The organism is Streptomyces sp. NPDC001156 (genome assembly GCF_053598275.1).
Window position 1 is genome coordinate 110011 of sequence record NZ_JBSFJX010000006.1, and the last position, 23468, is coordinate 133478.

The following is a 23468-nucleotide window of genomic DNA, read 5'->3' on the forward strand; positions in this document are numbered from 1 at the left end:
TTCGTGCGGGGGTCGCGGGCACTCGCGCGTACCGTCGTCCGTTGGAAGGGGGCGGACGGCTCCGTCCCACACGTCATGCATCACCTGTACCTGGAGGCACCCAGCGATGTCGGTTTCGCAGCTCAGCGCCGAGCAACGCGGCGAGGAGATCCTCGCCGTCTTCGACACCGCCTTCGGCGAGCTGCTCGCCGCCGACCCGGCCGCGTTCCGCGTGAAGTTCCGCAAGATGGCGGCCTCCGCCTTCGCGTTCTACCGGGGCACGGCGTGCCTCTTCTACCACGACGTGCACGCCGAGAAGCGCGGCGGTCCCTATCTGGACGAGCGCACCTCGCGCGTGTGGATCCACGGCGATCTGCACGCGGAGAACTTCGGCACGTACATGGACTCCACGGGCCGCCTGATCTTCAACGTGAACGACTTCGACGAGGCGTACGTCGGCCCCTTCACCTGGGACCTGAAGCGCTTCGCCGCCTCCATGGCGCTGATCGGGTACGCCAAGGCGCTCAGCGACAAGCAGATCACCGAGCTGGTCAAGATCTACGCCGCGGCCTACCGCGAGCGCATCCACGCCCTCGCGACCGGCGCCAAGCAGGACGAGGTGCCGCCCTTCACCCTGGACACCGCCCAGGGCCCGCTCCTGGACGCGCTGCGCGACGCCCGCTCCCTCACCCGCTTCGGGCTGCTGGACTCGATGACCGAGATCCGCGACTTCGAGCGCCGCTTCGCGCCGGGCGGCGGCTCCATCGAGCTGGACGCGGCCACCCGCTACAAGGTGCTCGCGGCCTTCGACGGCTATCTGGAGACGCTGCCGGAGTCGTCCCTGGCCCGTCCGGACTCCTACCGCGTCAAGGACGTCGTCGGCCGCCGCGGCATCGGCATCGGCTCCGCGGGCCTGCCGTCGTACAACATCCTTCTCGAGGGCAACAGCGACGCCCTGGAGAACGACGTCGTGATCTACATCAAGCAGGCCCAGACCCCCGCCGTCTCCCGGCACATCACCGACCCGGCGATCCGCGACTACTTCCAGCACGAGGGCCACCGCACGGTGATCTCCCAGCGCGCCCTGCAGGCCCACGCCGACCCGTGGCTGGGCTGGACCGAGCTGGACGGCTCCGGCCAGCTGGTCGCCGAGGTGTCGCCGTACGCCGTGGACCTGGACTGGAGCGACATCGACGACCCGGAGGAGATCGCGGCCGTCGTCGCCGACCTGGGCCGGTCCACGGCCACGATGCACGCGGCGGCGGACGACCAGTCCGGAGAGTCACTGGTGCCCTTCTCCACGGAGCGGGCCATCGACGCGGCGATCGCAGCCGACGAGGCCGGCTTCCCGGAGCTGCTCGTGGACTTCGCACACGGGTACGGGGCGCGTACGCGTGCCGACCACCAGATCTTCGTGGACCTGTTCCGCAACGGGCAGATCCCGGGCCTCTGAGCCGGCCCCGCCCGTCCCGCACAACGCTCCCGTAACGCATCCGGCCCTTTAAGGGGCCCTTACGGGAGCGCATGCGACACTCTCCACGCTATGGACATATCCGGGACCCAGCTCAGAGCCGTGCGCGCGGCGCTGTTCACGGCCGTGGTCGTGACGCTCAGCACCGCGTCGCACGTGCTGCTGTCCGAGGTCCCGCTGCCGACGGCGGCGGTGGCCGCGACCGCCGCCGCTGTCTTCGCCGTCGCGTACATGCTGGCGGGCAGCGAGCGCGGCTTCGGGAAGATCGCCGCCCTGCTGGTCCCCCTGGAGCTCACCGCCGACACCCTGTTCACCACCGGCCAGCACGCCTGCTACGGCCCGGCGGGCGGCCCGGTCACCGGTCCGCTGCACTCGGTCGGTCTGGACGTGCTGTGCAGCGGCGGCAGCGTGGGCAGCCCGCTGACCCAGGTCACCGGCACCGGCACCGACCGGGTCGCGGCCTTGCTCTCCCACTCCGACCCGGCGACCGCCTGGCTGCTGCTCGCCGCGCACGTGAGCGTGGGGCTCCTCGCCGCCGCCTGGCTGCGCCGGGGCGAGCGGGCTCTGGCCCAGTTGCTGAGCGCCGTGGCCGCGACCACCTTCCGGCCGTTCCTGGTCGCGGTGGCCGCCGTGACGGTACGGCTCGCCCCTGCGGGCCGGGCTCCGCGCCCCCTCCACCGCGTCACCACCACCGCCCGCACCCAGCTGTTCACGCACTCCCTGGGACGGCGGGGTCCGCCGCGCTCGGCCGCCTTCGCCTGAAGCATCCGAGCACCGGAAGTCCCCCTTACACATTCCGCGCACAGCGTGTGCGCGTTTCCCATGGAGATCACCCAATGAGCAAGCGAAACAGCCAGGACGCCAAGACGGCGGCCCGTGAGCGGCTGCGTGTCGAGCGCGAGCGGCAGGCCAAGCGGGCCAAGGTCAGGCGGCAGGTCATCGTCGCCTGTTCGGTCGTCGCCGTTCTGGCCGCGGCCGGTGGCATCGGTTACGCCGTCGTCCAGGCCAACAAGCCCGGCCACTGGGAGGCCATGAAGGACGAGAAGGTCGTCGCACCGGCCAACACCACAGGCACCGACGGCACGACCGTGGTCATCGGCAAGAGCAGCGCGCCCAAGACCCTCAAGGTCTACGAGGACCCGCGCTGCCCGATCTGCGCCCAGTTCGAGCAGACGGTCGGCTCGACCGTCAAGCAGGACATCGACGCCGGCAAGTTCAAGATCCAGTACATCGGTGGCACGTTCATCGACGGCGACGCCCTCGGCAAGGGCACGATCGGTTCGCGCGGCGAGGGCTCGAAGAACGCGCTGAGCGCCATGGGCGCCGCGCTCAACGTCAGCCCCGAGGCGTTCCTCGAGTACAAGACCGCGCTCTACTCGCAGAAGTGGCACCCCGACGAGACGGACGACAAGTTCAAGAAGGACGACTACCTCATCGAGGTCGCGAACACCGTCCCCGCGCTCAAGGACAACGCCAAGTTCCAGACCGCGGTGAAGAACGGCACCTATGACGCCTGGGCGATGGCGATGTCGAAGTCCTTCGACACCAACAAGGACGGCGTGACCGGCACCCCGAGCTTCGTCATGGACGGCAAGATGCTCACCACGCCGGGCAGCCAGAACCCGCCGATGACGGTGGCCGACTTCACCTCGGTGGTCGACGCGGCCCTCAAGGCCTGACCGACCGGCAGGGCACGGACACCAAGGGCCGTGGTGCGAGCGGGCGTTACCCGCCGCACCACGGCCCTCGTCCGTCGGGGCGCGAAGGCGCAGGACGACAACAACGGCTGCGGCAGCCGCTGTTGAACGGCGCGGTCTTCCACGACCGGATGCGATTCAACGCCGGTGGAAGAGCGGGCGAACTTTTGTCGGTCCGCCCGCTCAAGCGCCTACTGGCCAGTAATCTGAGCGCCCGTGACCAAACCAAACAGACCACTGGAGAGTGACAACTCCCTCTCCCCGCGTCGCCGTACGGTCGTCAAGGCCGCGGCCGCCACCGCCGTTCTCGGTGTTCCCCTCGCGGCCGCCCTCCCCGCGCGGGCGGCCGCCGAGGCCCCCGCCTTCCTGCACGGTGTGGCCTCCGGCGACCCGCTGCCCGACGGCATCCTGCTGTGGACCCGGGTGACGCCCACCTCCGACGCGCTGCCCGGCTCCGGAATCGGACCGGACACCGAGGTGAGCTGGGTCGTCGCCAAGGACAAGGCTCTGACCAACATCGTCGCCAAGGGGTCCCTCACGGCGACCGCCGCCTCCGACCACACCGTCAAGGCGGACATACGTGGCCTCGCCCCCGCCACGACCTACTGGTTCCGTTTCTCCGCCGGCGGCACTGACTCCCCCGTCGCCCGCACCCGCACGGCCCCGGCCGCCGACGCCGCCGTGCCCGGGCTCCGCTTCGGCGTGGTCTCCTGCGCCAACTGGGAGGCCGGCTACTTCTCGGCCTACCGCCACCTGGCCGTCCGTGGCGACCTCGACGCCTGGCTGCACCTGGGCGACTACATCTACGAGTACAAGAGCGGCGAATACGGGACCCGCGGCACGGTCGTCCGCCCGCACTCCCCGGTGAACGAGATCATCACACTCGCCGACTACCGGACCCGGCACGGCCGTTACAAGACCGACCCCGACCTCCAGGCCCTGCACCACACGGCGCCGGTCATCGCGATCTGGGACGACCACGAGTTCGCCGACAATGCCTGGTCGGGCGGCGCGGTCAACCACACCGAGGGCGCCGAGGGCACCTGGACGGCCCGCAAGGCGGCGGCGAAGCAGGCCTACTTCGAGTGGATGCCGGTCCGGCCGGCGATCGAGGGCACCACCTACCGCCGGCTGCGCTTCGGCAAGCTCGCCGACCTCTCGCTGCTCGACCTGCGCTCCTTCCGGTCGCAGCAGGCGTCCACGGCGAGCGGTTCGGTCGACGACCCGGACCGCACGATCACCGGACGCGCCCAGCTCGACTGGCTGAAGGCGGGCCTGAAGGCGTCCGACACCACGTGGCGGCTGGTCGGCAACTCGGTGATGATCTCGCCATTCGCCATCGGCTCGCTCACCGCCGACCTGCTCAAGCCGCTGGCGAAGCTGCTGGGCCTGCCCCAGGAGGGCATCGCCCTCAACACCGACCAGTGGGACGGCTACACCGACGACCGCCGCGAACTCCTGGCCCACCTGCGCGGCAACGCCATCAGGAACACGGTGTTCCTGACCGGCGACATCCACATGGCATGGGCCAACGACGTGCCGGTCGACGCCGGCACCTACCCGCTGTCGAACTCGGCGGCCACCGAGTTCGTGGTCACCTCGGTCACCTCCGACAACCTCGACGACATCGTCAAGGTCCCCGAGGGCACCGTCTCGGCCCTGGCTTCGCCGATCATCCGCGCGGCCAACCGGCACGTCCACTGGGTGGACACCGACCGCCACGGCTACGGCGTGCTGGACATCACCGCCGACCGGGCGCAGATGGACTACTACGTCCTGTCCGACCGGACCAAGGCCAACGCCACCTCATCCTGGACGCGTTCGTACCGCACGCGCACCGGCACACAGACGGTCGAGCGCACCTACGACCCGGTATAACCCGGCGGATCCGTATCGCTACAGGCTGTCGAGGAAGCCGAGCGCCACCCGCCAGGTGGCCTCGGCCGCCTCTTCGTCGTAGTCCGGCAGCTCCGGGTCGGTGTAGAGGTGACCCGCGCCGGCGTACCGGTAGATCTCCACGTCCGCGCCCACCCTGCCCATCTGCAGATACCAGGCGCTCAGCCAGTCGTCCGTCTCGAACGGGTCCGGCTCGGCGACGTGCAACTGGACCGGCAGCGCGTCCACCGAGGCCGTCGGCGAGATGTCCGAGGTGCCGTGCAGCAGCAGGAGTCCGCGGGCGCCGCTGTCGCCGAGCGCGAGGGTCTGCGCGGTGGCGGCGCCCAGCGAGAACCCCGCGTACACGAGTCCTCGCCCCGCGTAGGGCGCGGCGGCCAGGACCGCCCGCTTGAGCAGCTCCTCCTTGCCGATCTCGTCCTTGAAGGCCATGCCCTCCTCGACCGTCTCGAAGGTGCGGCCGTCGAACAGGTCGGGGGTCCACACCTCGTGCCCCGCGGCGCGGAGCCGGTCGGCGGCGGCCCGGACGGCGGGCCGCAGTCCGTACGTCGAGTGGAAGAGCATGATGTTCATGAGGCCATGGTGCCAGCCGGGACCGACAGTGCCGTCAGCAGCGCGTTCACGACGGGACCAAGGTCACAGGTTCAGGATCCCGTGGGCCTGGTTACGTTCGAAGGCATGGAGAACGTACTGCGCCCGGTGATCGTCGTCGGCGGCACGGTCGTGCTCACACTGCTCATCGGGTGGGGCACGGACCTGCTGCTGCGCAAGGCGAACGGCCGGCACCCCGAGACGCCCCTGTGGGAGCTGCTCCGGCGCGGCCGGGTCCCCTACCAACTCGTCCTGTGCGCGGCCCTACTGAGAGGTTCCTACGACCAGGCGGAGGTCCTCGAGGCGCACCGGGTCGGCGTCGGGCGGACCCTGACGCTGGTGCTGATCGGTTCCGCGGCCTGGCTGGTGATCCGTATCGCGGCCGCGGTCGTCGAGACCTCGTACACCCGCTACGCCCGCGCCCACCACGACCCGGCCCGGGTCAGGCGCGTGCGCACCCAGGTCTCGCTGATCACACGCGTGGTGGCCGCGGTCGTCGGAGTGGTGGCCGCCGCCGCCATGCTGCTGACGTTCCCGGCGATGCGGGCGGCCGGAGCCTCGCTGCTGGCCTCGGCCGGCATCCTCGGCATCGTCGCCGGTGTCGCCGCCCAGTCGACGCTCTCGAATCTCTTCGCCGGGCTGCAGATCGCGTTCGGCGACATGGTGCGGCTCGGCGACACCGTCGTGGTGGACGGCGAGTGGGGCACCGTCGACGAGATCACGCTGACGTTCCTGACGGTACGGACATGGGACGAGCGCCGGATCACCATGCCGGTGTCGTACTTCACCTCCAAGCCGTTCGAGAACTGGTCCCGGGGCAGCCCGCAGATGACCGGCATCGTGTACTTCCACCTCGACCACGCAGCGCCCATGGAGGCGATGCGCGACAAGCTCCGCGACATCCTGCGCGAGTGCCCCGCGTGGGACGGCCGCGCCTACGGCCTCCAGGTCACGGACACGACGCCCAACACCATGCAGGTGCGAGCGCTGGTGACCGCCAAGGACGCGGACGACATCTGGACGGCCCGGATCACGGTCCGCGAGCAGCTGATCCGCTGGCTCGTCGACCACCACCCGTACGCGCTGCCGCGGGTCAACACGGCGGAAGCGGAGCAGCCGCCGAGCCGGAACGGGCATGTACCGCCGGGCGGGCCGGTGCACAGGGCGTACGAGACGCCGCGGACGGGACGGGGCTGAGGTACTGCCGCGTCAGTGGCCGCGCTCGGCGCCGCCGTTCACCTGGATCACCTGAGCGGTGATGTGGCCGGCCCCGGGGGAGGCCAGCCAGTGCAGGGTCTGTGCGATGTCGCCCGGTGTGCCGGCGCGGCCGGTCGACGTCTCCGCGATGCGCTGGTCGCGTCGCGCCGGGTCCATCGGGCCGCCGAAGAACTCGGTGTCCTCGATGTACCCGGGCGCGACCGCGTTCACCGTGATCCCGCGCGGACCCAGTTCCCGGGCCAGATCGAAGACGTATGGATGCAGCGCGGCCTTGGCCGCGGCGTACGCGCCGCTGCCGGAGCCGCGGTAGGCGGCGATGGAGCTGAGGAACAGCACACGGCCGCCGGGTGAGGCGAGCCGGTCCCGCAGCGCCTCTGTGAGAAGGACCGAGGTCAGCACGTTCAGCCGGAAGTTGACGGTCCAGGTGTGCGCGACGGCCTCGAGCGGCTCCTCTACGGCGGCGCCGGGCTCGAGGCCGCCGTTTCCGCCCGCGTTGTTGACGAGGACGTCCACGGTGCCGAGCTCCTCGGCCACGAACCGGGCCACGCCGCGCACCCCGTGGGGATCGCTCAGGTCGGCCGCGTAGGTGAATGCCCCGGGCACTTCGGCCTTCTCCAGTACCTCCGCCCGCCTGCCGAGGAGCAGCACCCGGTCCCCGTCCGCGGCGAACGCCCGCGCCGACGCAAGCCCGATTCCCGTCCCGCCACCGCTGATCACCACATTGCGCGCCATGATCCCGATCGTACAAAGCCGGGTGCTCGCGGAGCGATTGCTCGGCCGGGCCGTTCACGCGCGTCGGCCCCCGCGCACCCGTCGTGGCGGTCAGCGCAGACTGCGCACGTCGAGGTGGCGCAGCACCCGGTCGACGACCTCCGGGTCCGCCCCGGGTTCGCTGCGCGCCGCGAGCACCTCGTGCCGTGCCGCGCTGAGCATCTCCTGCTGGATCCGGCGGAGCCGTTTGAGGCGCCTGGCACGCTGCTGGTGCGCTTCGCGCCGCTCCTCGTCCGCGAGGTCGGGGCTGATCCGGACGCCGATGTCGGAGGCCCGCCGCAGGAGTTGCTCGGACAGGTCCTCCGGCAGCTCCTCGACCTCCTCGATCTCCCTCAGCCTCCGTTTCGCCGCCTTGGCCGCGCGGACCGCCAGCCTGCGCTCGAACGCCTTCTCGCTCTCCGGGTCGGCCCGCACCCCCAGCCCCTTCACCAGCCACGGCAGCGTGAGTCCCTGGAACACGAGCGTCGCCATGATCACCCCGAACGCGATGAAGACGATCTCGTCCCGGTCGGGGAAGGGCGACCCGTCGGCCATCCGCAACGGAATGGCCAGGGCCAGGGCCACCGACGCCACTCCCCGCATTCCGGACCACCACATCACGATGGTCTCCCGCCAGGACGTCGGGATCTCCTCGTCGTAGTCCCGGATGGCGTGTAGGCGCTTCGTCAGCCAGGTCGCGGGCAGCAGCCACACGAGCCGTACCAGCACCACGACGGCCACGATCGCGGCGGCCCAGCCGAGCAGCTCGCCCCACCGCCCGGACGCCGTGCGGATCGCCTGGGGCAGTTCGAGCCCGATCAGACCGAACGCGACCCCGGTGACCAGCGTGTCCACCACGTCCCAGAACGTGTGCCCCGCCAGGCGCATCAACACATCGTCCGGGTCCTTGGACTCGGCCAGGAACAGCGCGGTGACGAGCACGGCCAGCACACCGGAGCCGTGCAGTTCCTCGGCCAGGACGTAGGAGGCGTACGGCACCAGAAGCGTCAGGCCGACCTGCAGGGTGGCGTCGTCGAGCATGCCCAGCAGCCTGTTGGTGATCCAGCCGAGCGCAAGCCCGACGGCGAGGGCGACCACTGCGGAGAGCGCCAGTTCGAGCACGGCGCCCGGCAGCGAGAACGTCCCGCTGACGGCGACGGCGATGGCCACGTGGTAGAGCACGATCGCCGTCACGTCGTTGAACAGCCCCTCGCCCTCCAGGATCGACACCAGCCGGCGGGGCAGCCCAAGCTGTCCCGCGACGGCCGTGGCCGCGACCGGGTCGGGCGGCGCGACCAGCGCGCCGAGCACGACCGCGCCGGCGACCGGCAGCCCCGGCACGATCGTGTGGGCCACGACGGCCACACACACGGTGGTGATGAAGACCAGCGCCACCGCCAGCAGGAAGATCGGCCGCTTGTTGGCGGCGAACTGCCGCCAGGAGGTGCGGCGTACGGCGGCGTAGAGCAGCGGCGGCAGCAGGGCGGGCAGGATCAGCTCGGGCGGGATGTTCACGTTCGGCACGAAGTTGAGCAAGGCCAGCGCGATCCCGACCAGCGTCATCAGCACCGGGGCGGGCAGTTTCAGCCGGTCCCCGACCGGGACGCTGACCACGGCCCCGAGCAGCAGCAGGAGCAACAGGGCCAACTGATCCACGTCAGGCGCTCCGGGGGAGTTCGGCGTTCACACAGCGGACCCCCAGCCTGCCACGCGGCCCTCCCCACGGGGCTTTTCGGCACCTTCGGCTACAGGGTGTGCCGCATCGCTCGGTGCGCGATCCCCGCGTCGGGGAACTCGGGTCCGTACGCCTCGTACCCCAGCCGCTCGTAGAACCCGAGCGCATGGGTCTGGGCGTGCAGGTCCACCGCCGCCAGTCCACGCGCGCGTGCCGCGTCCTCGATCGCCCGCACCAGCGCGGCGCCCACACCGAGCCCGCGCGCCTCACGGGTCACCGCGAGCCGGCCCAGGGCGCCCACGGACGGGTCGCCGCCGTTCTTCGCCGCGGCAGCCTCCCCGTACAGCAGCCGGCCCGTGCCGAGCGGCAGACCGTCCTCCCGGACGGCCAGCACATGCACGGCACCGGGGTCGTAGGCGTCGTACTCGATGTCCTCGGGGACGCCTTGTTCACGGACGAAGACCTCTTTGCGGACCGCGAAGCAGGCTTCCCGGTCGGCGGGGTCCTCAGCGACCCGTATCACGTAGGCGGCGGTCATGCCCAGCTCTCCTCACGTACCTTGTCCAGCGCCTTCTGCAGGTCGGCGGGGTAGGCGCTCTCGAACTCCACCCACTGTCCGTCCGCCGGGTGCTCGAAGCCGAGCCGCACGGCGTGCAGCCACTGGCGGGTCAGACCGAGCCGCTTGGCGAGCTTCGGGTCCGCGCCGTACGTCAGGTCGCCGACGCAGGGATGCCGGTGCGCGGCCATGTGGACCCTGATCTGGTGGGTGCGCCCGGTCTCCAGCTTGACGTCGAGCAGGGAGGCCGCGCGGAAGGCCTCCACCAGGTCGTAGTGGGTGACCGAGGGTTTGCCGTCGGCCGTGACCGCCCATTTGTAGTCGTGGTTCGGGTGGCGGCCGATGGGCGCGTCGATGGTGCCGCTGGTGGGGTCGGGGTGTCCCTGGACGAGGGTGTGGTAGCGCTTGTCGACCGTGCGCTCCTTGAACTGGCGCTTGAGCGAGGTGTACGCGCGCTCCGACTTGGCCACGACCATCAGACCGGAGGTTCCGACGTCGAGCCGGTGCACGATGCCCTGGCGCTCGGCGGCGCCCGAGGTCGAGATGCGGTAACCGGCGGCGGCGAGACCGCCGATCACGGTCGGCCCCGACCAGCCGGGCGACGGGTGCGCGGCCACGCCGATCGGCTTGATGATCACGACCACGTCCTCGTCGTCGTGCACGATGTCCATGCCCTCGACGGGCTCGGCGACCACCTGCACCGGCGCGGGCGCCTGCGGCATCTCGACCTCGAGCCAGGCACCCCCGCTCACCCGCTCCGACTTGCCGACCACCGCCCCGTCGACGTGTACCTTGCCCGCCGCGGCCAACTCGGCCGCCTTCGTCCGGGAGAAGCCGAACATGCGGGAGATGGCGGCGTCGACGCGCTCGCCCTCCAGGCCGTCGGGTACGGGCAGGGTACGGATCTCGGGAAGCGTGCTCACCCGTCGAGTATGCCGGACGGGGCAGACACAACCGTACGAGAGTCCCGGGCGCTCAGTCCTTGTGGACCGTTCCGTCCGGGTCCAGGCCGCGGAAGGACAGCAGCACGATCAGGATGCCGCCGCAGACGATCGCCGAGTCGGCCAGGTTGAAGACAGCGAAGTGCTTCGGCGCGATGAAGTCGACCACGGCCCCTTCGAAGACTCCCGGCGACCGGAAGATGCGGTCGGTGAGATTGCCCAGGGCGCCTCCGAGCAGCAGGCCGAGCGCGATCGCCCAGGGCAGGCTGTAGAGCTTGCGCGCGAGTCGGGCGATCACCACGATCACGACGGCCGCGATCACCGTGAAGATGATCGTGAAGGCCTCGCCGAAGCCGAAGGCCGCGCCCGGGTTCCGGATCGCTTCGAGCTTCAGCCAGTCCCCCACGATCTCGATCGGCGCGTGGTGCTCCAGCTTGGCGACCACGATCAGCTTGCTGACCAGGTCGAGGGCGTAGGCGAAGGCGGCGACCGCGAACAGGACCGCGATCCTGCGCCTGCCCTTGGGGCGCTCGGCTGCGCCGGACCCCGACTCTCGCGGGCCGGTGCCGTCGGCGGGTGCCTGCCCGCCGGACTGCTCCGGCCCGGCCCCCGACGCGTCTGGGATGTCCGGCGTACCGATGATGCGCTCCGCCTCTGCCACGTGAGTCCCTCAACCTAGGTGCCCTGACTGAGGACGAGACTACGACACCACCCGACTCTGCCAGATGCTCAGGAGGGGATCGTCAGCGGCGTTCCTGCTTCTGCTTGCACTCCACGCACAGCGTGGCACGGGGAAACGCCTGCATACGGGCCTTTCCGATGGGGTCGCCGCAGCTCTCGCACAGCCCGTAGGTCCCGGCGTCGAGGCGGTCCAGGGCACGTTCGGTCTGCTCGAGCATCTCGCGCGCATTGGCGGCGAGCGCCAGCTCGTGCTCGCGCGTGATGTTCTTCGTGCCGGTGTCCGCCTGGTCGTCGCCCGCGCCGTCCCCGGAGTCGCGCATCAGGCCGACCAGCGCCTGCTCGGACGCGTCGAGCTCACCGCGCAGCCGCGCCTCGTCCGACTCCAGCTCCGTGCGCGCCTCGGCCACCTCCTCGGCGGTCCAGGGGTCCTCGCCGGGGCGCACCGCAAGCTCGCCGGGCTCCGCGGCGACGACCCGTGCCTTGGGGACCGCGGTGGGGTTCTTCGCCGCTGTGGCCGTGCCAGGTGTCTTCTTCGCAACCACCGTCGTGGCTCCCGTCTGCTTCGCGGCCTTCGCGACGCCCGCCTTCTTGGCCGTGCTCTTCTTGGCCGCACTCCTTGTGGGCGTGCTCTTCGTGGTGCCGCCTTTCGCGGCGTTCTTCGCGGCAGCGGCCTTGGGAGGGGCCGTCTGAAGTGCGGCGGTCTTCCCGCCCGCCGCCTTCTTGCCGGTCGCCTTCTTGCCGGGGGGCCTCTTCGCCGCCGTCTGCTCGGCGGCCGCCTTCTTGGCCGCCGTCGCCTCGGCGGCGGGCTTCTTCGCCGCTGCCGCCCGGTCGACGGCGCTCGGGGCCGCCTTCTTGGCGGCGGGCTTCTTCGCCGTTGCCGCCTTCTTCACGACGGTGCTGGTCACGGCTGCCTCCTTGGCGACGGACCTCTTCGCTGCCGGCTGCTTCGCCGCCGCCTTCCTCACGCCGGCACCGGCCTCCGCTGCCTCCTCGCCGGCCGCCTTCCTCGCGACCGGTTTCCTGGACCCGCCTTTCTCCTCGGCCGCCTTCTTCGACGGGACCGCTTTCCCGGCCGTCCCGGCAAGGGTCCGCTTCCCGGCAGCCGCCTTCTTGCCGACCGCCTTCTTGCCGGTTGCCTTCCTCGCGGGACTCCTTTCGGCGGCCGACGTGGTTTCGCCCGTCTTGGAGACCGGTTTTCCGCCCCTCGGCTTGGTGGCCACCGCCTTTCCCGCGGCCGCCGAACGAGCGGCGCCCGTGGTGGAGGCCGTCCTGCCGACGGTAGTCCTGGCGGCGGCCGTCTTCCTCCCGGCTGCCGTCCGGTCGGCCGTCCGCTTGCCGGAGGCCGCCTTTCCAGGCGTCTTCGTCGAGGCCGCCTCGGCCGCCGTCGCCGCGGACGTCCCCTTCGGGGCCTTGGCTCCCGTGGAGGCCGCCCTCCCGGCGGTCGGACCCGCGGTGGAGTCCGCCCGCCCGGCCGTCGCCCTCGCCCCGGCCTTCTTCGCGGGACCCGTCGCCTCCGACGACGCCCCCTTCGCGGCGCCCGCCGCCCGTGGGGCCTTTCCCTCCTGGGCCACCGCCTCCGCGATCCGCGTCCTCCCCGCAGCGGTCGGTCCGGCCGACGTCCGGGCGGCGACCCGCCCTCGGCCGCCCCCGGAGACCTTCCCGGCATCGCGCGGGTTCCCGGCCGGCGCCCGTCGCCCCGTCGCACCCGTGCGTCTCCGTACCGCCGTCCGGGCGACACCCGGCTTCTCGTTCCCGGCCTCGGCGCCTGTCCCCCTCGGAGCCACGCCGACAGCCGCGCCCAGCCTCTTGACCAGCCCCGCCGTCCGGCTCGCCAGAGTCCTCCCGCGCGTGTCCTTGGACAGCGAGCCGCCGGAGGCGGCCGCATCCGAGGTTCTGCCGGACGCGGACTGCTGTACGGCGGTCTTTTTCGCCACCATGGGAGCAGCCCCTTCACATATTGTGATCTTGCGCGCGAATCGTGCTGGGACGATAAATCGACTTCCGGTCCGCGGCAACGGGGCACGCCAACGATTCGCCCGCCGCGCGCGTGCCGCACGGCGAGCCTGCATCCGTTGTGCCCAGCTCTCCGCCGGGTAATCCGCCGTCTCCGGCGTCCTGTGCGATCCGGGAGCCCGCGCCGCGCCCGTTCGGGGCATCGGCAAGCAGATGCGTCCCCCGGCCACGGGAGAGGAAATCCGGTCGGCCGCCGTCCGTGTGGCGCCGTACACTGGGCGAAGCGAAAAGCGTGGATGGGGACGAGTAGCGGCGTACGCAGCCATGAGCGACCCGGGGACGGTGGAAGCCCGGGGGCGAGCGCGACGTGAACATCACCCCGGAGCCGCCGGAAGAAAGCCTTGGACAGTGGGCATCGCCCACGGGACGGCCAGGGCCGGTAGAACCGGCATCGCGATCCCAATGAGGGGGTTCACCGGCGCGTTCGGCGCACCGGGGAGCCAAGGAGGGTGGTACCGCGGGAGCGCGCCGCACAGGGCGTACGGAGAATGCACGACATTCCCGGCTCTCGTCCCTCCGACGGAAGGCAGCACATCCGCCGGAGGAAGATCGATGACGCAGTACCGCCAGGTGCCCGCCCAGGTCGACCTGCCCGCGCTCGAGCACGCGGTGCTCGACTTCTGGCGCGAGCAGAAGATCTTTGCCAAGAGCCTGGAGCAGTCCGAGGGCCGCCCCGAGTGGGTGTTCTACGAGGGCCCGCCCACCGCCAACGGCATGCCGGGCGCTCACCACATCGAGGCCCGCGTCTTCAAGGACGTCTTCCCGCGCTTCCGCACCATGCGCGGCTACCACGTGGCCCGCAAGGCCGGCTGGGACTGCCACGGCCTGCCGGTGGAGCTGGCGGTCGAGAAGGAGCTCGGCTTCAGCGGCAAGAAGGACATCGAGGCGTACGGCATCGCCGAGTTCAACGACAAGTGCCGCGAGTCCGTGCTCCGCCACACCGACGCGTTCTCTGAGCTGACGACCCGTATGGGCTACTGGGTCGACCTCGACGAGGCGTACGTCACGATGGAGCCCGAGTACATCGAGTCCGTGTGGTGGTCGCTGAAGGAGATCTTCAAGAAGGGCCTGCTGGTCCAGGACCACCGCGTGGCCCCCTGGTGCCCCCGCTGCGGCACGGGCCTGTCGGACCACGAGCTGGCGCAGGGCTACGAGACGGTCGTCGACCCGTCGGTCTATGTCCGTTTCCCGCTGACCTCCGGCCCGCTCGCCGGTGAGGCCGCCCTCCTGGTATGGACCACGACCCCGTGGACCCTGGTCTCCAACACCGCGGTCGCCGCGCACCCCGAGGTCACCTACGTCGTCGCGACGAACGGCGAGGAGAAGCTCGTCGTCGCCGAGCCGCTTGTCGGCAAGGCACTCGGCGAGGGCTGGGAGACCACGGGCCAGACCTTCACCGGCGCCGAGATGGAGCGCTGGACGTACCGGCGTCCCTTCGAGCTGGTCGAATTCCCTGAGACCCCGGGCGGCACCCACTACGTGGTGAACGCCGAGTATGTCACCACCGAGGACGGTACGGGTCTGGTCCACCAGTCCCCCGCCTTCGGTGAGGACGACCTCAAGGTCTGCCGCGCCTACGGCCTGCCCGTCGTCAATCCGGTGCGCCCCGACGGCACGTTCGAGGAGGATGTCCCCCTGGTCGGCGGGGTCTTCTTCAAGAAGGCGGACGAACGGCTCACCGAGGACCTCCAACAGCGCGGACTGCTCTTCAAGCACATCCCGTACGAGCACAGCTACCCGCACTGCTGGCGCTGCCACACCGCCCTGCTCTACTACGCGCAGCCGTCCTGGTACATCCGCACCACGGCCATCAAGGACCGCCTGCTCGAGGAGAACGAGAAGACCAACTGGTACCCGGAGACGGTCAAGCACGGCCGCTTCGGCGACTGGCTGAACAACAACATCGACTGGGCACTCTCGCGCAGCCGCTACTGGGGCACCCCGCTGCCGATCTGGCGCTGCGAGGACGACCACCTCACCATCGTGGGCTCCCGCGCCGAGCTCACCGAGCTGAGCGGCACCGACCAGTCCGAGCTCGACCCGCACCGCCCCTTCATCGACGAGGTCACCTTCGGCTGCCCGCAGTGCGGCAAGACGGCCACGCGGGTGCCCGAGGTGATCGACGCCTGGTACGACTCCGGCTCGATGCCGTTCGCGCAGTGGGGCTACCCGTACAAGAACAAGGAACTGTTCGAGTCCCGCTACCCGGCGCAGTTCATCTCCGAGGCCATCGACCAGACCCGCGGCTGGTTCTACACGCTGATGGCGGTCGGCACGCTGGTCTTCGACAAGTCCTCGTACGAGAACGTGGTGTGCCTGGGCCACATCCTCGCCGAGGACGGCCGCAAGATGTCCAAGCACCTGGGCAACATCCTGCAGCCGATCCCGCTCATGGACCAGCACGGCGCGGACGCGGTGCGCTGGTTCATGGCAGCGGGCGGCTCACCGTGGGCGGCCCGCCGCGTGGGCCACGGCACCATCCAGGAGGTCGTGCGCAAGACGCTGCTGACCTACTGGAACACCGTCGCCTTCCAGGCGCTGTACGCCCGCACCTCCGCCTGGGCGCCGAGCGAGGCCGACCCGGCCCCGGCCGACCGCCCGGTGCTGGACCGCTGGCTGCTCTCCGAGCTGCACGCGCTCACCGACCAGGTGACCCAGGCTCTGGAGTCGTACGACACCCAGCGTGCCGGCAAGCTCCTGTCGGCCTTCGTGGACGACCTCTCGAACTGGTACGTCCGCCGCTCGCGCCGTCGCTTCTGGCAGGGCGACAAGTCGGCGCTGCGCACGCTGCACGAGGTCCTCGAGACGGTCACCAGGCTCATGGCGCCGATCACCCCGTTCATCACCGAGCGGGTCTGGCAGGACCTGGTGGTGCCGGTGACCCCGGGCACCGTGGAGTCCGTGCACCTGGCGTCCTGGCCGGAGGCGGACCTGTCCGCGATCGACCCGGAGCTGTCGAAGCAGATGGTGCTGGTCCGCCGCCTGGTGGAGCTGGGCCGTGCCACGCGCGCGGAGTCGGGCGTCAAGACGCGCCAGCCGCTGTCCCGCGCGCTGATCGCCGCGGCCGGCTTCGACACCCTGGACCGGGAGCTGCACTCGCAGATCACCGAGGAGCTGAACGTCGAGGCGCTCGCCTCCCTCGCCGAGGTCGGCGGCTCGCTGGTCGACACCACGGCGAAGGCGAACTTCCGCGCGCTGGGCAAGCGCTTCGGCAAGCGCGTCCAGGACGTGGCCAAGGCCATCGCGAACGCCGACGCGGCGGCACTGTCCCTGGCGCTGCGCGAGGGCACGGCGTCGGTGGACGTCGACGGGGAGAGGGTCGACCTGGCCCCCGACGAGGTGATCATCACGGAGACCCCGCGCGAGGGCTGGTCGGTGGCGTCCGACGTCGGCGCGACGGTCGCCCTCGACCTGGAGATCACCGAGGAGCTGCGGCAGGCGGGCCTCGCCCGTGACGCGATCCGGCTGATCCAGGATGCCCGCAAGAACAGCGGCCTGGACGTCGCCGACCGGATCGCGCTGCGCTGGACCGCGACGGACCCGGAGGTCATCGCGGCCCTGAGCCGGCACACGGAGCTGCTCGCCGAGGAGGTGCTCGCCACGGACTTCGCCCAGGGCGAGGCGGACGACAGCTACGGTGAGCCGTTCACCGACGAGTCCCTGACCCTCACCTTCCGCCTGCGCAAGGCGTAGCGGCACACGCGAAGGCCCGGGCCCACCAAAAAATCTTGGTGGGCCCGGGCCTTCGGCGTTGCGTACGCACGCACAACCGCTCCCACACTCGAACACAGAGGGCATAACCCCCCGAACACGCGTAGCAACAGGGCGGGGCTCCGGATCGAATCCGGAGCCCCGCCCTGAATGTTGCCGACGCCTACGGCCTGGTCGTTCCCGTCAGTTGTCGTCCTCGTCGATGAGGAACCCGCGCATCGGCGAGGGTGCCTGACCCATCGGTCCCGGACCCTGCGGACGCACCGGCGCCATCGGCTGGGTCATCGCCGGGGACATCTGCTGCTGACCGCCGTAGGACGGAGCAGCGGGACCACCGTGACCGTGACCGTGACCGCCCATCGTCTGGTTGCCGCCGTACGACGGGGCGCTCGCCCCTGCGGGAGCCATCGAGGGCGCCGCCGGCGACGGCAGGGAGGGGGCGGCCGGGGTGCGCGGCGGGGCCAGCGAGTCGTCGGCCTGGGTCTCCAGCTGGCGCAGCTGCGACTCCAGGTACGACTTCAGCCGCGTGCGGTACTCGCGCTCGAAGCCACGCAGGTCCTCGACCTTGCGCTCCAGCGTGGCGCGGGCGGACTCCAGGGAGCCCATCGCGACACGGTGCTTCTCCTGCGCGTCCCGCTCCAGGGCGTCGGCCTTGGCACGGGCGTCGCGCTCCAGACCCTCGGCGCGGCTGCGGGCCTCGCCGACGATCTTGTTGGCCTCGGAGCGGGCCTCGGCGATCGCCTGGTCGGCGGTCTGCTGGGCCAGCGAGAGGACACGCGCGGCGCTGTCGCCGCCGGGGCCCTGACCGGGCATGCCCGGACCGCCCATGGGGCCGCCCATCGGACCGCCCATGGGCCCGCCCATCGGCTGCTGCATCGGGGGCTGGCCCATCGGCCCCGGACCCATCGGACCCTGGCCCATCGGGCCGGGACCCTGCGGACCGCCCGGTCCACCCGGACCGGGGGGCAGCTGCGGGGCACCGCTCGGCAGCTGGGGCGGGCCACCCATGGGGCCACCCATCTGCTGCTGCGGCGGGCCCGATATCCCGGCGGGGACAGGAGCACCCGGACCGCGCATGCCCTGCGGCTGGTCCTGCGGCTCCGGGGGCTTGCGCATGTTCTGCTGGTTCTGCGCCGCGGCACGCGTGGCAGCGGCCAGCTTGGCGCGCAGGTCCTCGTTCTCCCGCAGCAGACGGGTCAGTTCGGCTTCGACCTCGTCGAGGAAGGCATCGACCTCGTCCTCGTCATAGCCTTCTCGGAGGCGGACGGTCGTGAACTGCTTGTTCCGCACGTCCTCGGGGGTCAACGGCATCTCTTCACCTCAACGTAGTCATCGGCAGTCGGCAAGACCGTATCGTCCACATTCACCTCGCGAGACTGCCCACGATGGAGATCAGGATGTAGACGATGATCATCAGAACGAAGAAGGACAGGTCAAGCGCCACGCCCCCGAGACGCAGCGGCGGAATGAACCGCCGCAGAAGCTTCAACGGTGGATCGGTGACAGTGTAGGTGGCCTCCAGAACGACCACCATCGCCTTGCCGGGTTGCCATGAGCGGGCGAACTGGAAGACGTAGTCCATGACCAACCGGAAAATCAGCACCACGAGGAAGCACATCAGCACGATGTAGACAACCTCCAGGAACACGCCCATGATCCGTGTGCTTCCCTCTCCCCTGTTCCGCGCTCTCTCCGGTGGTGCTCTCAGCTCTGGTTGAAGAACCCGCCCTCTGCGATGCGGGCCTTGTCCTCCGCCGTGACATCGACGTTAGCAGGAGACAACAAGAACACCTTCTGCGTCACCCGCTCGATACTTCCATGAAGACCAAACACCAAACCGGCCGCAAAGTCGACAAGTCGCTTCGCATCTGTGTCATCCATCTCAGTCAGATTCATGATCACCGGCGTGCCCTCACGGAAGTGTTCCCCGATGGTACGGGCCTCGTTGTAGGTCCGGGGGTGAAGCGTGGTGATCCGGTACGGCTCTCGTTCGGACACGACCTTGGGCATGATCACCGGCGCGTTCTTCTCCAGACTCTGACGTTCTTGTGTGATGGACGCCACGGGCGCGATGCGAGCCGGACGCCCTGATTCCGCGGGTAGCGAAGCCGATTGGGGTGCCGGATCGCGCGGTGCCGGCGGCTGCACCATTCGCATCGATTCGTCCCTTTGAGGCTGAAGTGCCTGATGTGACTGGTGAGACGGATCATGCCGCCTGCGATCCCGCTCCGGCTCCGGGTCGAGCTCGGGCTCGAAGTCGTCGTCGGGGTCGAAGCCCCGGCCGTCGTACCCATCGTCCTCCACGAGGCCGAGGTAGACCGCCATCTTGCGCATCGCGCCGGCCATGCTCTGAGTCCTCCGCTCTGTGGTGGATCTGCTGACGACTGCCAAGTGCCTGCGATCCACGAGGTCGTTATGCCCGTCTATGGGCGGTAATGACCATATTTTCTGCTGTGGTCCGACTTCTTGGCGACGTTACCCGAGCCTGGGGCGGACTCCGAGTACCGCAGTGCCGACGCGCACATGTGTCGCCCCGGCGGCCACGGCCTCCTCGAGGTCCGCACTCATTCCCGCCGAGACCATGGTTGCAGCCGGATGGGCTCGGCGCAGGTCGGTCGACAAATCCATCAACCGTCCGAACGCCGCCCGTTGACGCCCCGCGTACTCTCCGGTGAGCGGCGCGACAGTCATCAGCCCGTCCAGCCGCAGTCCCGGAGCGTCCGCTACAAGGTCGCCCAACTCTTCGATTCCCGGGGGCGCCACGCCCCCGCGCTCTCCGCGCTCGCTCTCGTCCGCGTCGAGTGCGACCTGGATGAGGCAACCCAGCTCGCGGCCGGTCCGCACGGCCTCCTTCGAAAGCGCCGTGACGAGCCGGGAACGATCGACGGACTGCACGAAATCCGCGTAACCGACCACGGATCGCACCTTGTTGGTCTGCAACTGACCGACAAAATGCCATCTGAGCGGCAGATCCGAGCAAGCGGCCGCCTTGGGCGCCGCGTCCTGGTCGCGGTTCTCGGCGACGTCCCGGACGCCCAGTTCCGAGAGAATGCGCACATCGCTCGCGGGATAGGTCTTGGTGACCACGATCAGGGTCACCTCCTCGCGCTTACGCCCCGCGGCCGCGCACGCAGCCGCGATGCGGTCCTCGACCTTCGCGAGGTTCGCGGCGATTTGATGCTTACGGTCCGTCATGCCCCATCAGTCCAGCCAGACATATCCCGCGAGTCGCCCGGTGGTGCGGTCGCGGCGATACGAGAAATGATCGCCCGATTCCAGCGTGCACACCGGCGACTGCGCCCGGTCGCACACCCCGAGCCGTTCGAGCTGCGCGTGCACGCCGGCGGCCACGTCGACCGCGGGTGTACCCCAGCTGGTCTCGGCGTGTGCCGCCGGTTCGACGGCGGACACCTCGGCGCGCATCGTCTCGGGCACCTCGTAGCACCGACCGCAGACCGTGGGTCCCGTGCGGGCGACGATCCGGGACGGCTCGGCGCCCAGTTCCATCATCGCTCGCACCGCGGCGGGGACGACTCCGGCGACCATGCCGGGTCGGCCCGCGTGGGCGGCGGCGGCGATCCCGGCGACCGGATCGGCGAGCAGGACGGGGGTGCAGTCGGCGGTGAGCACGGCGAGGGCGAGTCCGCGCCGTGCGGTGACGATCGCGTCAACCTCGGGCACTGGATTTTCACCCCAGGGTGCGTCCACCACGGCGACGCCGGACCCGTGCACCTGGTTCATCCAGACCACGTGGCCGGGGTCGAGCCCCAGCGACCTCGCGGCCAGACCCCGGTTGGTGGTCACGGCCCCGGGATCGTCCCCGACGGCGCCGCCGAGGTTGAGCTCCTCGTACGGAGCGGCGCTCACCCCGCCCCACCGGTCGGTGAAGGCGAAGTGCGCGCCGCTCGCGGTGTCGCGCTGTCCTATCACTTGAGGAAGTCCGGGACGTCCAGCTCCTCGGCCGTGCTGTCCGAGTAGGTCCGCGACGACGGGATCGGCGGGGTGATCGGGCGCTCGCTCACCGGCTCCGGAGCGGGGGCGGGCTCCGGCACCTCCTTCGGCGTGACGCTGCCGAGCGAGCCGAAGGACGGGCGGCTGTCGGCGGGACGCGACGGAGTCGGCTCCTCGCGCCGGGCCGAGGACGAGCCGAGGACGTTCTCCCGCTTGGCCGGGGGCTGGCCGCCGTCGAAGCCGGCGGCGATCACGGTGACCCGGACCTCGTCGCCGAGGGCGTCGTCGATGACGGCGCCGAAGATGATGTTCGCCTCGGGGTGCGCGGCCTCGCTCACCAGCTGGGCGGCCTCGTTGATCTCGAAGAGACCGAGGTCGGAGCCGCCGGAGATGGACAGCAGCACCCCGCGGGCGCCGTCGATGGAGGCCTCGAGCAGCGGCGAGGAGATGGCCATCTCGGCCGCGGCCACCGCGCGGTCGTCGCCGCGGGCCGAACCGATGCCCATGAGGGCCGAACCGGCTTCGGACATAACGGACTTCACGTCGGCGAAGTCGAGGTTGATCAGACCGGGCGTGGTGATGAGGTCGGTGATGCCCTGGACACCGGAGAGCAGGACCTGGTCCGCCGACTTGAAGGCGTCGAGCACGGAGACCTGGCGGTCCGAGATGGACAGCAGTCGGTCGTTCGGGATGACGATGAGGGTGTCGACCTCTTCGCGAAGCTCGGCGATGCCGTCCTCGGCCTGGTTGGCCCGGCGCCGGCCCTCGAAGGTGAACGGGCGCGTGACCACACCGATGGTGAGGGCGCCCAGCGAGCGAGCGATGTTGGCCACGACGGGCGCGCCGCCGGTGCCGGTGCCGCCGCCTTCACCGGCCGTCACGAAGACCATGTCGGCCCCCTTGAGGACCTCCTCGATCTCCTCGCGGTGATCCTCGGCGGCCTTGCGGCCGACGGCCGGGTTGGCTCCGGCGCCGAGTCCGCGGGTGAGTTCGCGGCCGACGTCCAGCTTGACGTCGGCGTCGCTCATCAACAGAGCTTGCGCGTCGGTGTTGATGGCGATGAACTCGACGCCCTTGAGACCGACCTCGATCATCCGGTTGATGGCATTGACACCACCGCCGCCGACACCGATGACCTTGATGACTGCGAGGTAGTTCTGCGGTGCTGCCACGTCGAAGGCCTCTCGCCTCGAATTACGTGCCGCCGTCCCGCGGGTGCTCCGCGGCCCGACGGCTGATGCCGAATGGGACGGTCCGAACGCCGACCCGAACCCTAACCCTGAAGTTTAGGGTTACCAGTGTGTCTGTTCCTTGGACTCTTCCGAACAGGACACTAAGTCGACAAGTGGCGCACGTTCAACGAACACGCCGAACCTCCCGTCTTTCTTTTCACCCTATGTGATCAGCCGTAGCGCTGCCCAATCAGGGTGCGGGCCTGTTTCGACGGGCGTCAACTCCCCGATGACGCAGGGGCGGTGGGAACACTCACGTCGAAGTGCCGGGCGCCGGGAGCCGCTTTCATCAGCGCAATCAGCGTGACCGCCTTCGCCCGGCCCTTCTCGCTACTGCCCCACATGACGGTCCGCCCGCCGCTCAACTCCAGGGAGATGGAGTCATAGGAGCCGACCTTGACGTTCCTCACGTCGCGGGCCACTGCGGCGGGAATATCCTGGACCACACGGGCCGCGGCTCGGTCGAGCCTGCCGACACCGAAGCGCCGCTGAGCGGCGGAGTGCCCCACGGTCAATTGCAGCGTGGGAACGGCCTTCGGAGGGCTCGAAACCGTGGCGAACCGCACGCCTTCCCGGTCCACTTCGATGAACTTTCCGGCGTTCCCTACGAGCAGAACCGGAGTACGCTCAGTCACTTTCAGCCCGACGCCCTGCGGCCAGGACCGGGCGACCTCGACCGAGTCGATTCGGGGCAATTTCCGGCGCAGCCGTGCCTCGATCGCATCGGTGTCGAGTGAAATCAGGGGCGTTCCGAGCCGTACGCCGGCCGCCTCACGCACCTCGGCGCGGCTGAGGACGCGCGTGCCGGAGACGGAGACATGCTGCACGCGCAGCCACGGAGAGCCGTACAGCAGCCAGATGGAGCCACCGCTCGCCAACACCACCACGAGCGTAAGGATGATGAGCATACGAAGACGGAGCAATCGCCGCAGACGGGACAGCCGGGGCGAAACGGACTCCAACTTCTGCCGTTCGCCGCGTTCGGCGGTGGTAGGTCCGGCCACGCTCCCTGCCTTCCCTCGTTCCGGTGCGGTTCGCCTCCGGGGCACGCCGTCCGGTGCCGGGAGCCCGGTCGTGCTCAGCCCTGCGGGCTTCCGCGTTCCCCCGGT

Annotated in this window: 20 protein-coding genes; 6 read left to right on the forward strand and 14 right to left on the reverse strand. The window is 70.3% G+C overall.

Translation table 11 applies throughout. From position 1 onward, the window contains the following. The first annotated feature begins 106 nt into the window (after positions 1–106). The 4 genes from ACWDA7_RS05480 to ACWDA7_RS05495 all read left to right on the forward strand — a co-directional run bounded on the left by ACWDA7_RS05480 (position 107) and on the right by ACWDA7_RS05495 (position 5025). Entirely contained in the window at positions 107–1432 is a 1326-nt protein-coding gene (locus ACWDA7_RS05480) for a DUF2252 domain-containing protein (protein WP_450602869.1), read from the forward strand. A 90-nt stretch (positions 1433–1522) separates the two neighbouring features. Beyond that, positions 1523–2212, forward strand: a complete 690-nt coding sequence (locus ACWDA7_RS05485; RefSeq protein ID WP_450602870.1) for a hypothetical protein — start codon at positions 1523–1525, stop codon at positions 2210–2212. Positions 2213–2286: 74 nt separating this feature from the next. Further along, positions 2287–3129: a thioredoxin domain-containing protein gene (locus ACWDA7_RS05490; protein WP_359389235.1), complete on the forward strand. Its 843-nt coding sequence runs from the start codon at positions 2287–2289 to the stop codon at positions 3127–3129. Between the two features lie 234 nt (positions 3130–3363). Further along, a complete protein-coding gene (locus tag ACWDA7_RS05495) occupies positions 3364–5025 on the forward strand; it encodes an alkaline phosphatase D family protein (protein ID WP_450602871.1) in 1662 nt (553 codons plus the stop codon). Positions 5026–5043: 18 nt separating this feature from the next. Here the strand turns inward: ACWDA7_RS05495 and ACWDA7_RS05500 are convergent, their stop codons facing one another. Further along, a complete protein-coding gene (locus ACWDA7_RS05500; protein ID WP_450602872.1) occupies positions 5044–5613 on the reverse strand; it encodes a dienelactone hydrolase family protein in 570 nt (189 codons plus the stop codon). 105 nt (positions 5614–5718) lie between these two features. Between ACWDA7_RS05500 and ACWDA7_RS05505 the strand changes: the two genes are divergently transcribed. Next, the gene (locus ACWDA7_RS05505; RefSeq protein WP_450602873.1) at positions 5719–6828 is read left to right on the forward strand and encodes a mechanosensitive ion channel family protein; all 1110 of its coding nucleotides are present in this window, start codon (positions 5719–5721) and stop codon (positions 6826–6828) included. Positions 6829–6840: 12 nt separating this feature from the next. On the opposite strand, the gene ACWDA7_RS05510 is transcribed toward ACWDA7_RS05505, so the two are convergent. The 6 genes from ACWDA7_RS05510 to ACWDA7_RS05535 all read right to left on the reverse strand — a co-directional run bounded on the left by ACWDA7_RS05510 (position 6841) and on the right by ACWDA7_RS05535 (position 13389). After that, complete coding sequence (locus ACWDA7_RS05510; RefSeq protein WP_450602874.1) at positions 6841–7581, reverse strand: SDR family NAD(P)-dependent oxidoreductase; 741 nt, start codon at positions 7579–7581, stop codon at positions 6841–6843. Between the two features lie 90 nt (positions 7582–7671). Then, positions 7672–9255, reverse strand: a complete 1584-nt coding sequence (locus ACWDA7_RS05515; protein WP_450602875.1) for a Na+/H+ antiporter — start codon at positions 9253–9255, stop codon at positions 7672–7674. Positions 9256–9344: 89 nt separating this feature from the next. After that, positions 9345–9812 (reverse strand): GNAT family N-acetyltransferase, encoded by a 468-nt coding sequence (locus tag ACWDA7_RS05520; RefSeq protein ID WP_450602876.1) that lies wholly within the window; start codon positions 9810–9812, stop codon positions 9345–9347. Then, complete coding sequence (locus tag ACWDA7_RS05525) at positions 9809–10753, reverse strand: RluA family pseudouridine synthase (protein ID WP_359389212.1); 945 nt, start codon at positions 10751–10753, stop codon at positions 9809–9811. The genes ACWDA7_RS05520 and ACWDA7_RS05525 overlap by 4 nt, the downstream gene beginning before the upstream one ends. 52 nt (positions 10754–10805) lie before the next feature. Further along, positions 10806–11432 (reverse strand): signal peptidase II, encoded by a 627-nt coding sequence (lspA, locus tag ACWDA7_RS05530; RefSeq protein ID WP_450602877.1) that lies wholly within the window; start codon positions 11430–11432, stop codon positions 10806–10808. Positions 11433–11514: 82 nt separating this feature from the next. Next, entirely contained in the window at positions 11515–13389 is a 1875-nt protein-coding gene (locus ACWDA7_RS05535; protein ID WP_450602878.1) for a TraR/DksA family transcriptional regulator, read from the reverse strand. A 628-nt stretch (positions 13390–14017) separates the two neighbouring features. Here ACWDA7_RS05535 and ileS point away from each other — a divergent pair. Further along, a complete protein-coding gene (ileS, locus tag ACWDA7_RS05540; protein ID WP_450602879.1) occupies positions 14018–17158 on the forward strand; it encodes an isoleucine--tRNA ligase in 3141 nt (1046 codons plus the stop codon). A 201-nt stretch (positions 17159–17359) separates the two neighbouring features. On the opposite strand, the gene ACWDA7_RS05545 is transcribed toward ileS, so the two are convergent. The 7 genes from ACWDA7_RS05545 to ACWDA7_RS05575 all read right to left on the reverse strand — a co-directional run bounded on the left by ACWDA7_RS05545 (position 17360) and on the right by ACWDA7_RS05575 (position 23363). After that, positions 17360–18487, reverse strand: coding sequence for a DivIVA domain-containing protein (locus tag ACWDA7_RS05545; RefSeq protein WP_450602880.1), 1128 nt, complete (start codon positions 18485–18487; stop codon positions 17360–17362). Positions 18488–18539: 52 nt separating this feature from the next. Then, complete coding sequence (locus ACWDA7_RS05550) at positions 18540–18830, reverse strand: YggT family protein (protein ID WP_359389193.1); 291 nt, start codon at positions 18828–18830, stop codon at positions 18540–18542. A 50-nt stretch (positions 18831–18880) separates the two neighbouring features. Next, positions 18881–19522 (reverse strand): cell division protein SepF, encoded by a 642-nt coding sequence (gene sepF / locus ACWDA7_RS05555; protein ID WP_450602881.1) that lies wholly within the window; start codon positions 19520–19522, stop codon positions 18881–18883. Between the two features lie 129 nt (positions 19523–19651). Next, positions 19652–20371 (reverse strand): YggS family pyridoxal phosphate-dependent enzyme, encoded by a 720-nt coding sequence (locus ACWDA7_RS05560; RefSeq protein WP_450602882.1) that lies wholly within the window; start codon positions 20369–20371, stop codon positions 19652–19654. A 6-nt stretch (positions 20372–20377) separates the two neighbouring features. Beyond that, positions 20378–21106 (reverse strand): peptidoglycan editing factor PgeF, encoded by a 729-nt coding sequence (pgeF, locus tag ACWDA7_RS05565; protein ID WP_450602883.1) that lies wholly within the window; start codon positions 21104–21106, stop codon positions 20378–20380. Next, entirely contained in the window at positions 21103–22299 is a 1197-nt protein-coding gene (gene ftsZ, locus ACWDA7_RS05570) for a cell division protein FtsZ (protein ID WP_450602884.1), read from the reverse strand. Before ftsZ ends, pgeF begins: the two co-directional genes overlap by 4 nt. A gap of 278 nt (positions 22300–22577) precedes the next feature. Further along, entirely contained in the window at positions 22578–23363 is a 786-nt protein-coding gene (locus tag ACWDA7_RS05575) for a cell division protein FtsQ/DivIB (RefSeq protein WP_450602885.1), read from the reverse strand. Positions 23364–23468 lie beyond the last annotated feature (105 nt).

Bases quoted from the DNA above. Each gene is read 5' to 3' on its own strand.
- ACWDA7_RS05480 (WP_450602869.1), top strand. From the start codon at position 107: ATGTCGGTTTCGCAGCTCAGCGCCGAGCAACGCGGCGAGGAGATCCTC.
- ACWDA7_RS05485 (WP_450602870.1), top strand. From the start codon at position 1,523: ATGGACATATCCGGGACCCAGCTCAGAGCCGTGCGCGCGGCGCTGTTC.
- ACWDA7_RS05490 (WP_359389235.1), top strand. From the start codon at position 2,287: ATGAGCAAGCGAAACAGCCAGGACGCCAAGACGGCGGCCCGTGAGCGG.
- ACWDA7_RS05500 (WP_450602872.1), bottom strand. From the start codon at position 5,613: ATGAACATCATGCTCTTCCACTCGACGTACGGACTGCGGCCCGCCGTC.
- ACWDA7_RS05505 (WP_450602873.1), top strand. From the start codon at position 5,719: ATGGAGAACGTACTGCGCCCGGTGATCGTCGTCGGCGGCACGGTCGTG.
- ACWDA7_RS05510 (WP_450602874.1), bottom strand. From the start codon at position 7,581: ATGGCGCGCAATGTGGTGATCAGCGGTGGCGGGACGGGAATCGGGCTT.
- ACWDA7_RS05520 (WP_450602876.1), bottom strand. From the start codon at position 9,812: ATGACCGCCGCCTACGTGATACGGGTCGCTGAGGACCCCGCCGACCGG.
- ACWDA7_RS05535 (WP_450602878.1), bottom strand. From the start codon at position 13,389: ATGGTGGCGAAAAAGACCGCCGTACAGCAGTCCGCGTCCGGCAGAACC.
- ileS (WP_450602879.1), top strand. From the start codon at position 14,018: ATGACGCAGTACCGCCAGGTGCCCGCCCAGGTCGACCTGCCCGCGCTC.
- ACWDA7_RS05545 (WP_450602880.1), bottom strand. From the start codon at position 18,487: ATGCCGTTGACCCCCGAGGACGTGCGGAACAAGCAGTTCACGACCGTC.
- ACWDA7_RS05550 (WP_359389193.1), bottom strand. From the start codon at position 18,830: ATGGGCGTGTTCCTGGAGGTTGTCTACATCGTGCTGATGTGCTTCCTC.
- sepF (WP_450602881.1), bottom strand. From the start codon at position 19,522: ATGGCCGGCGCGATGCGCAAGATGGCGGTCTACCTCGGCCTCGTGGAG.
- ACWDA7_RS05560 (WP_450602882.1), bottom strand. From the start codon at position 20,371: ATGACGGACCGTAAGCATCAAATCGCCGCGAACCTCGCGAAGGTCGAG.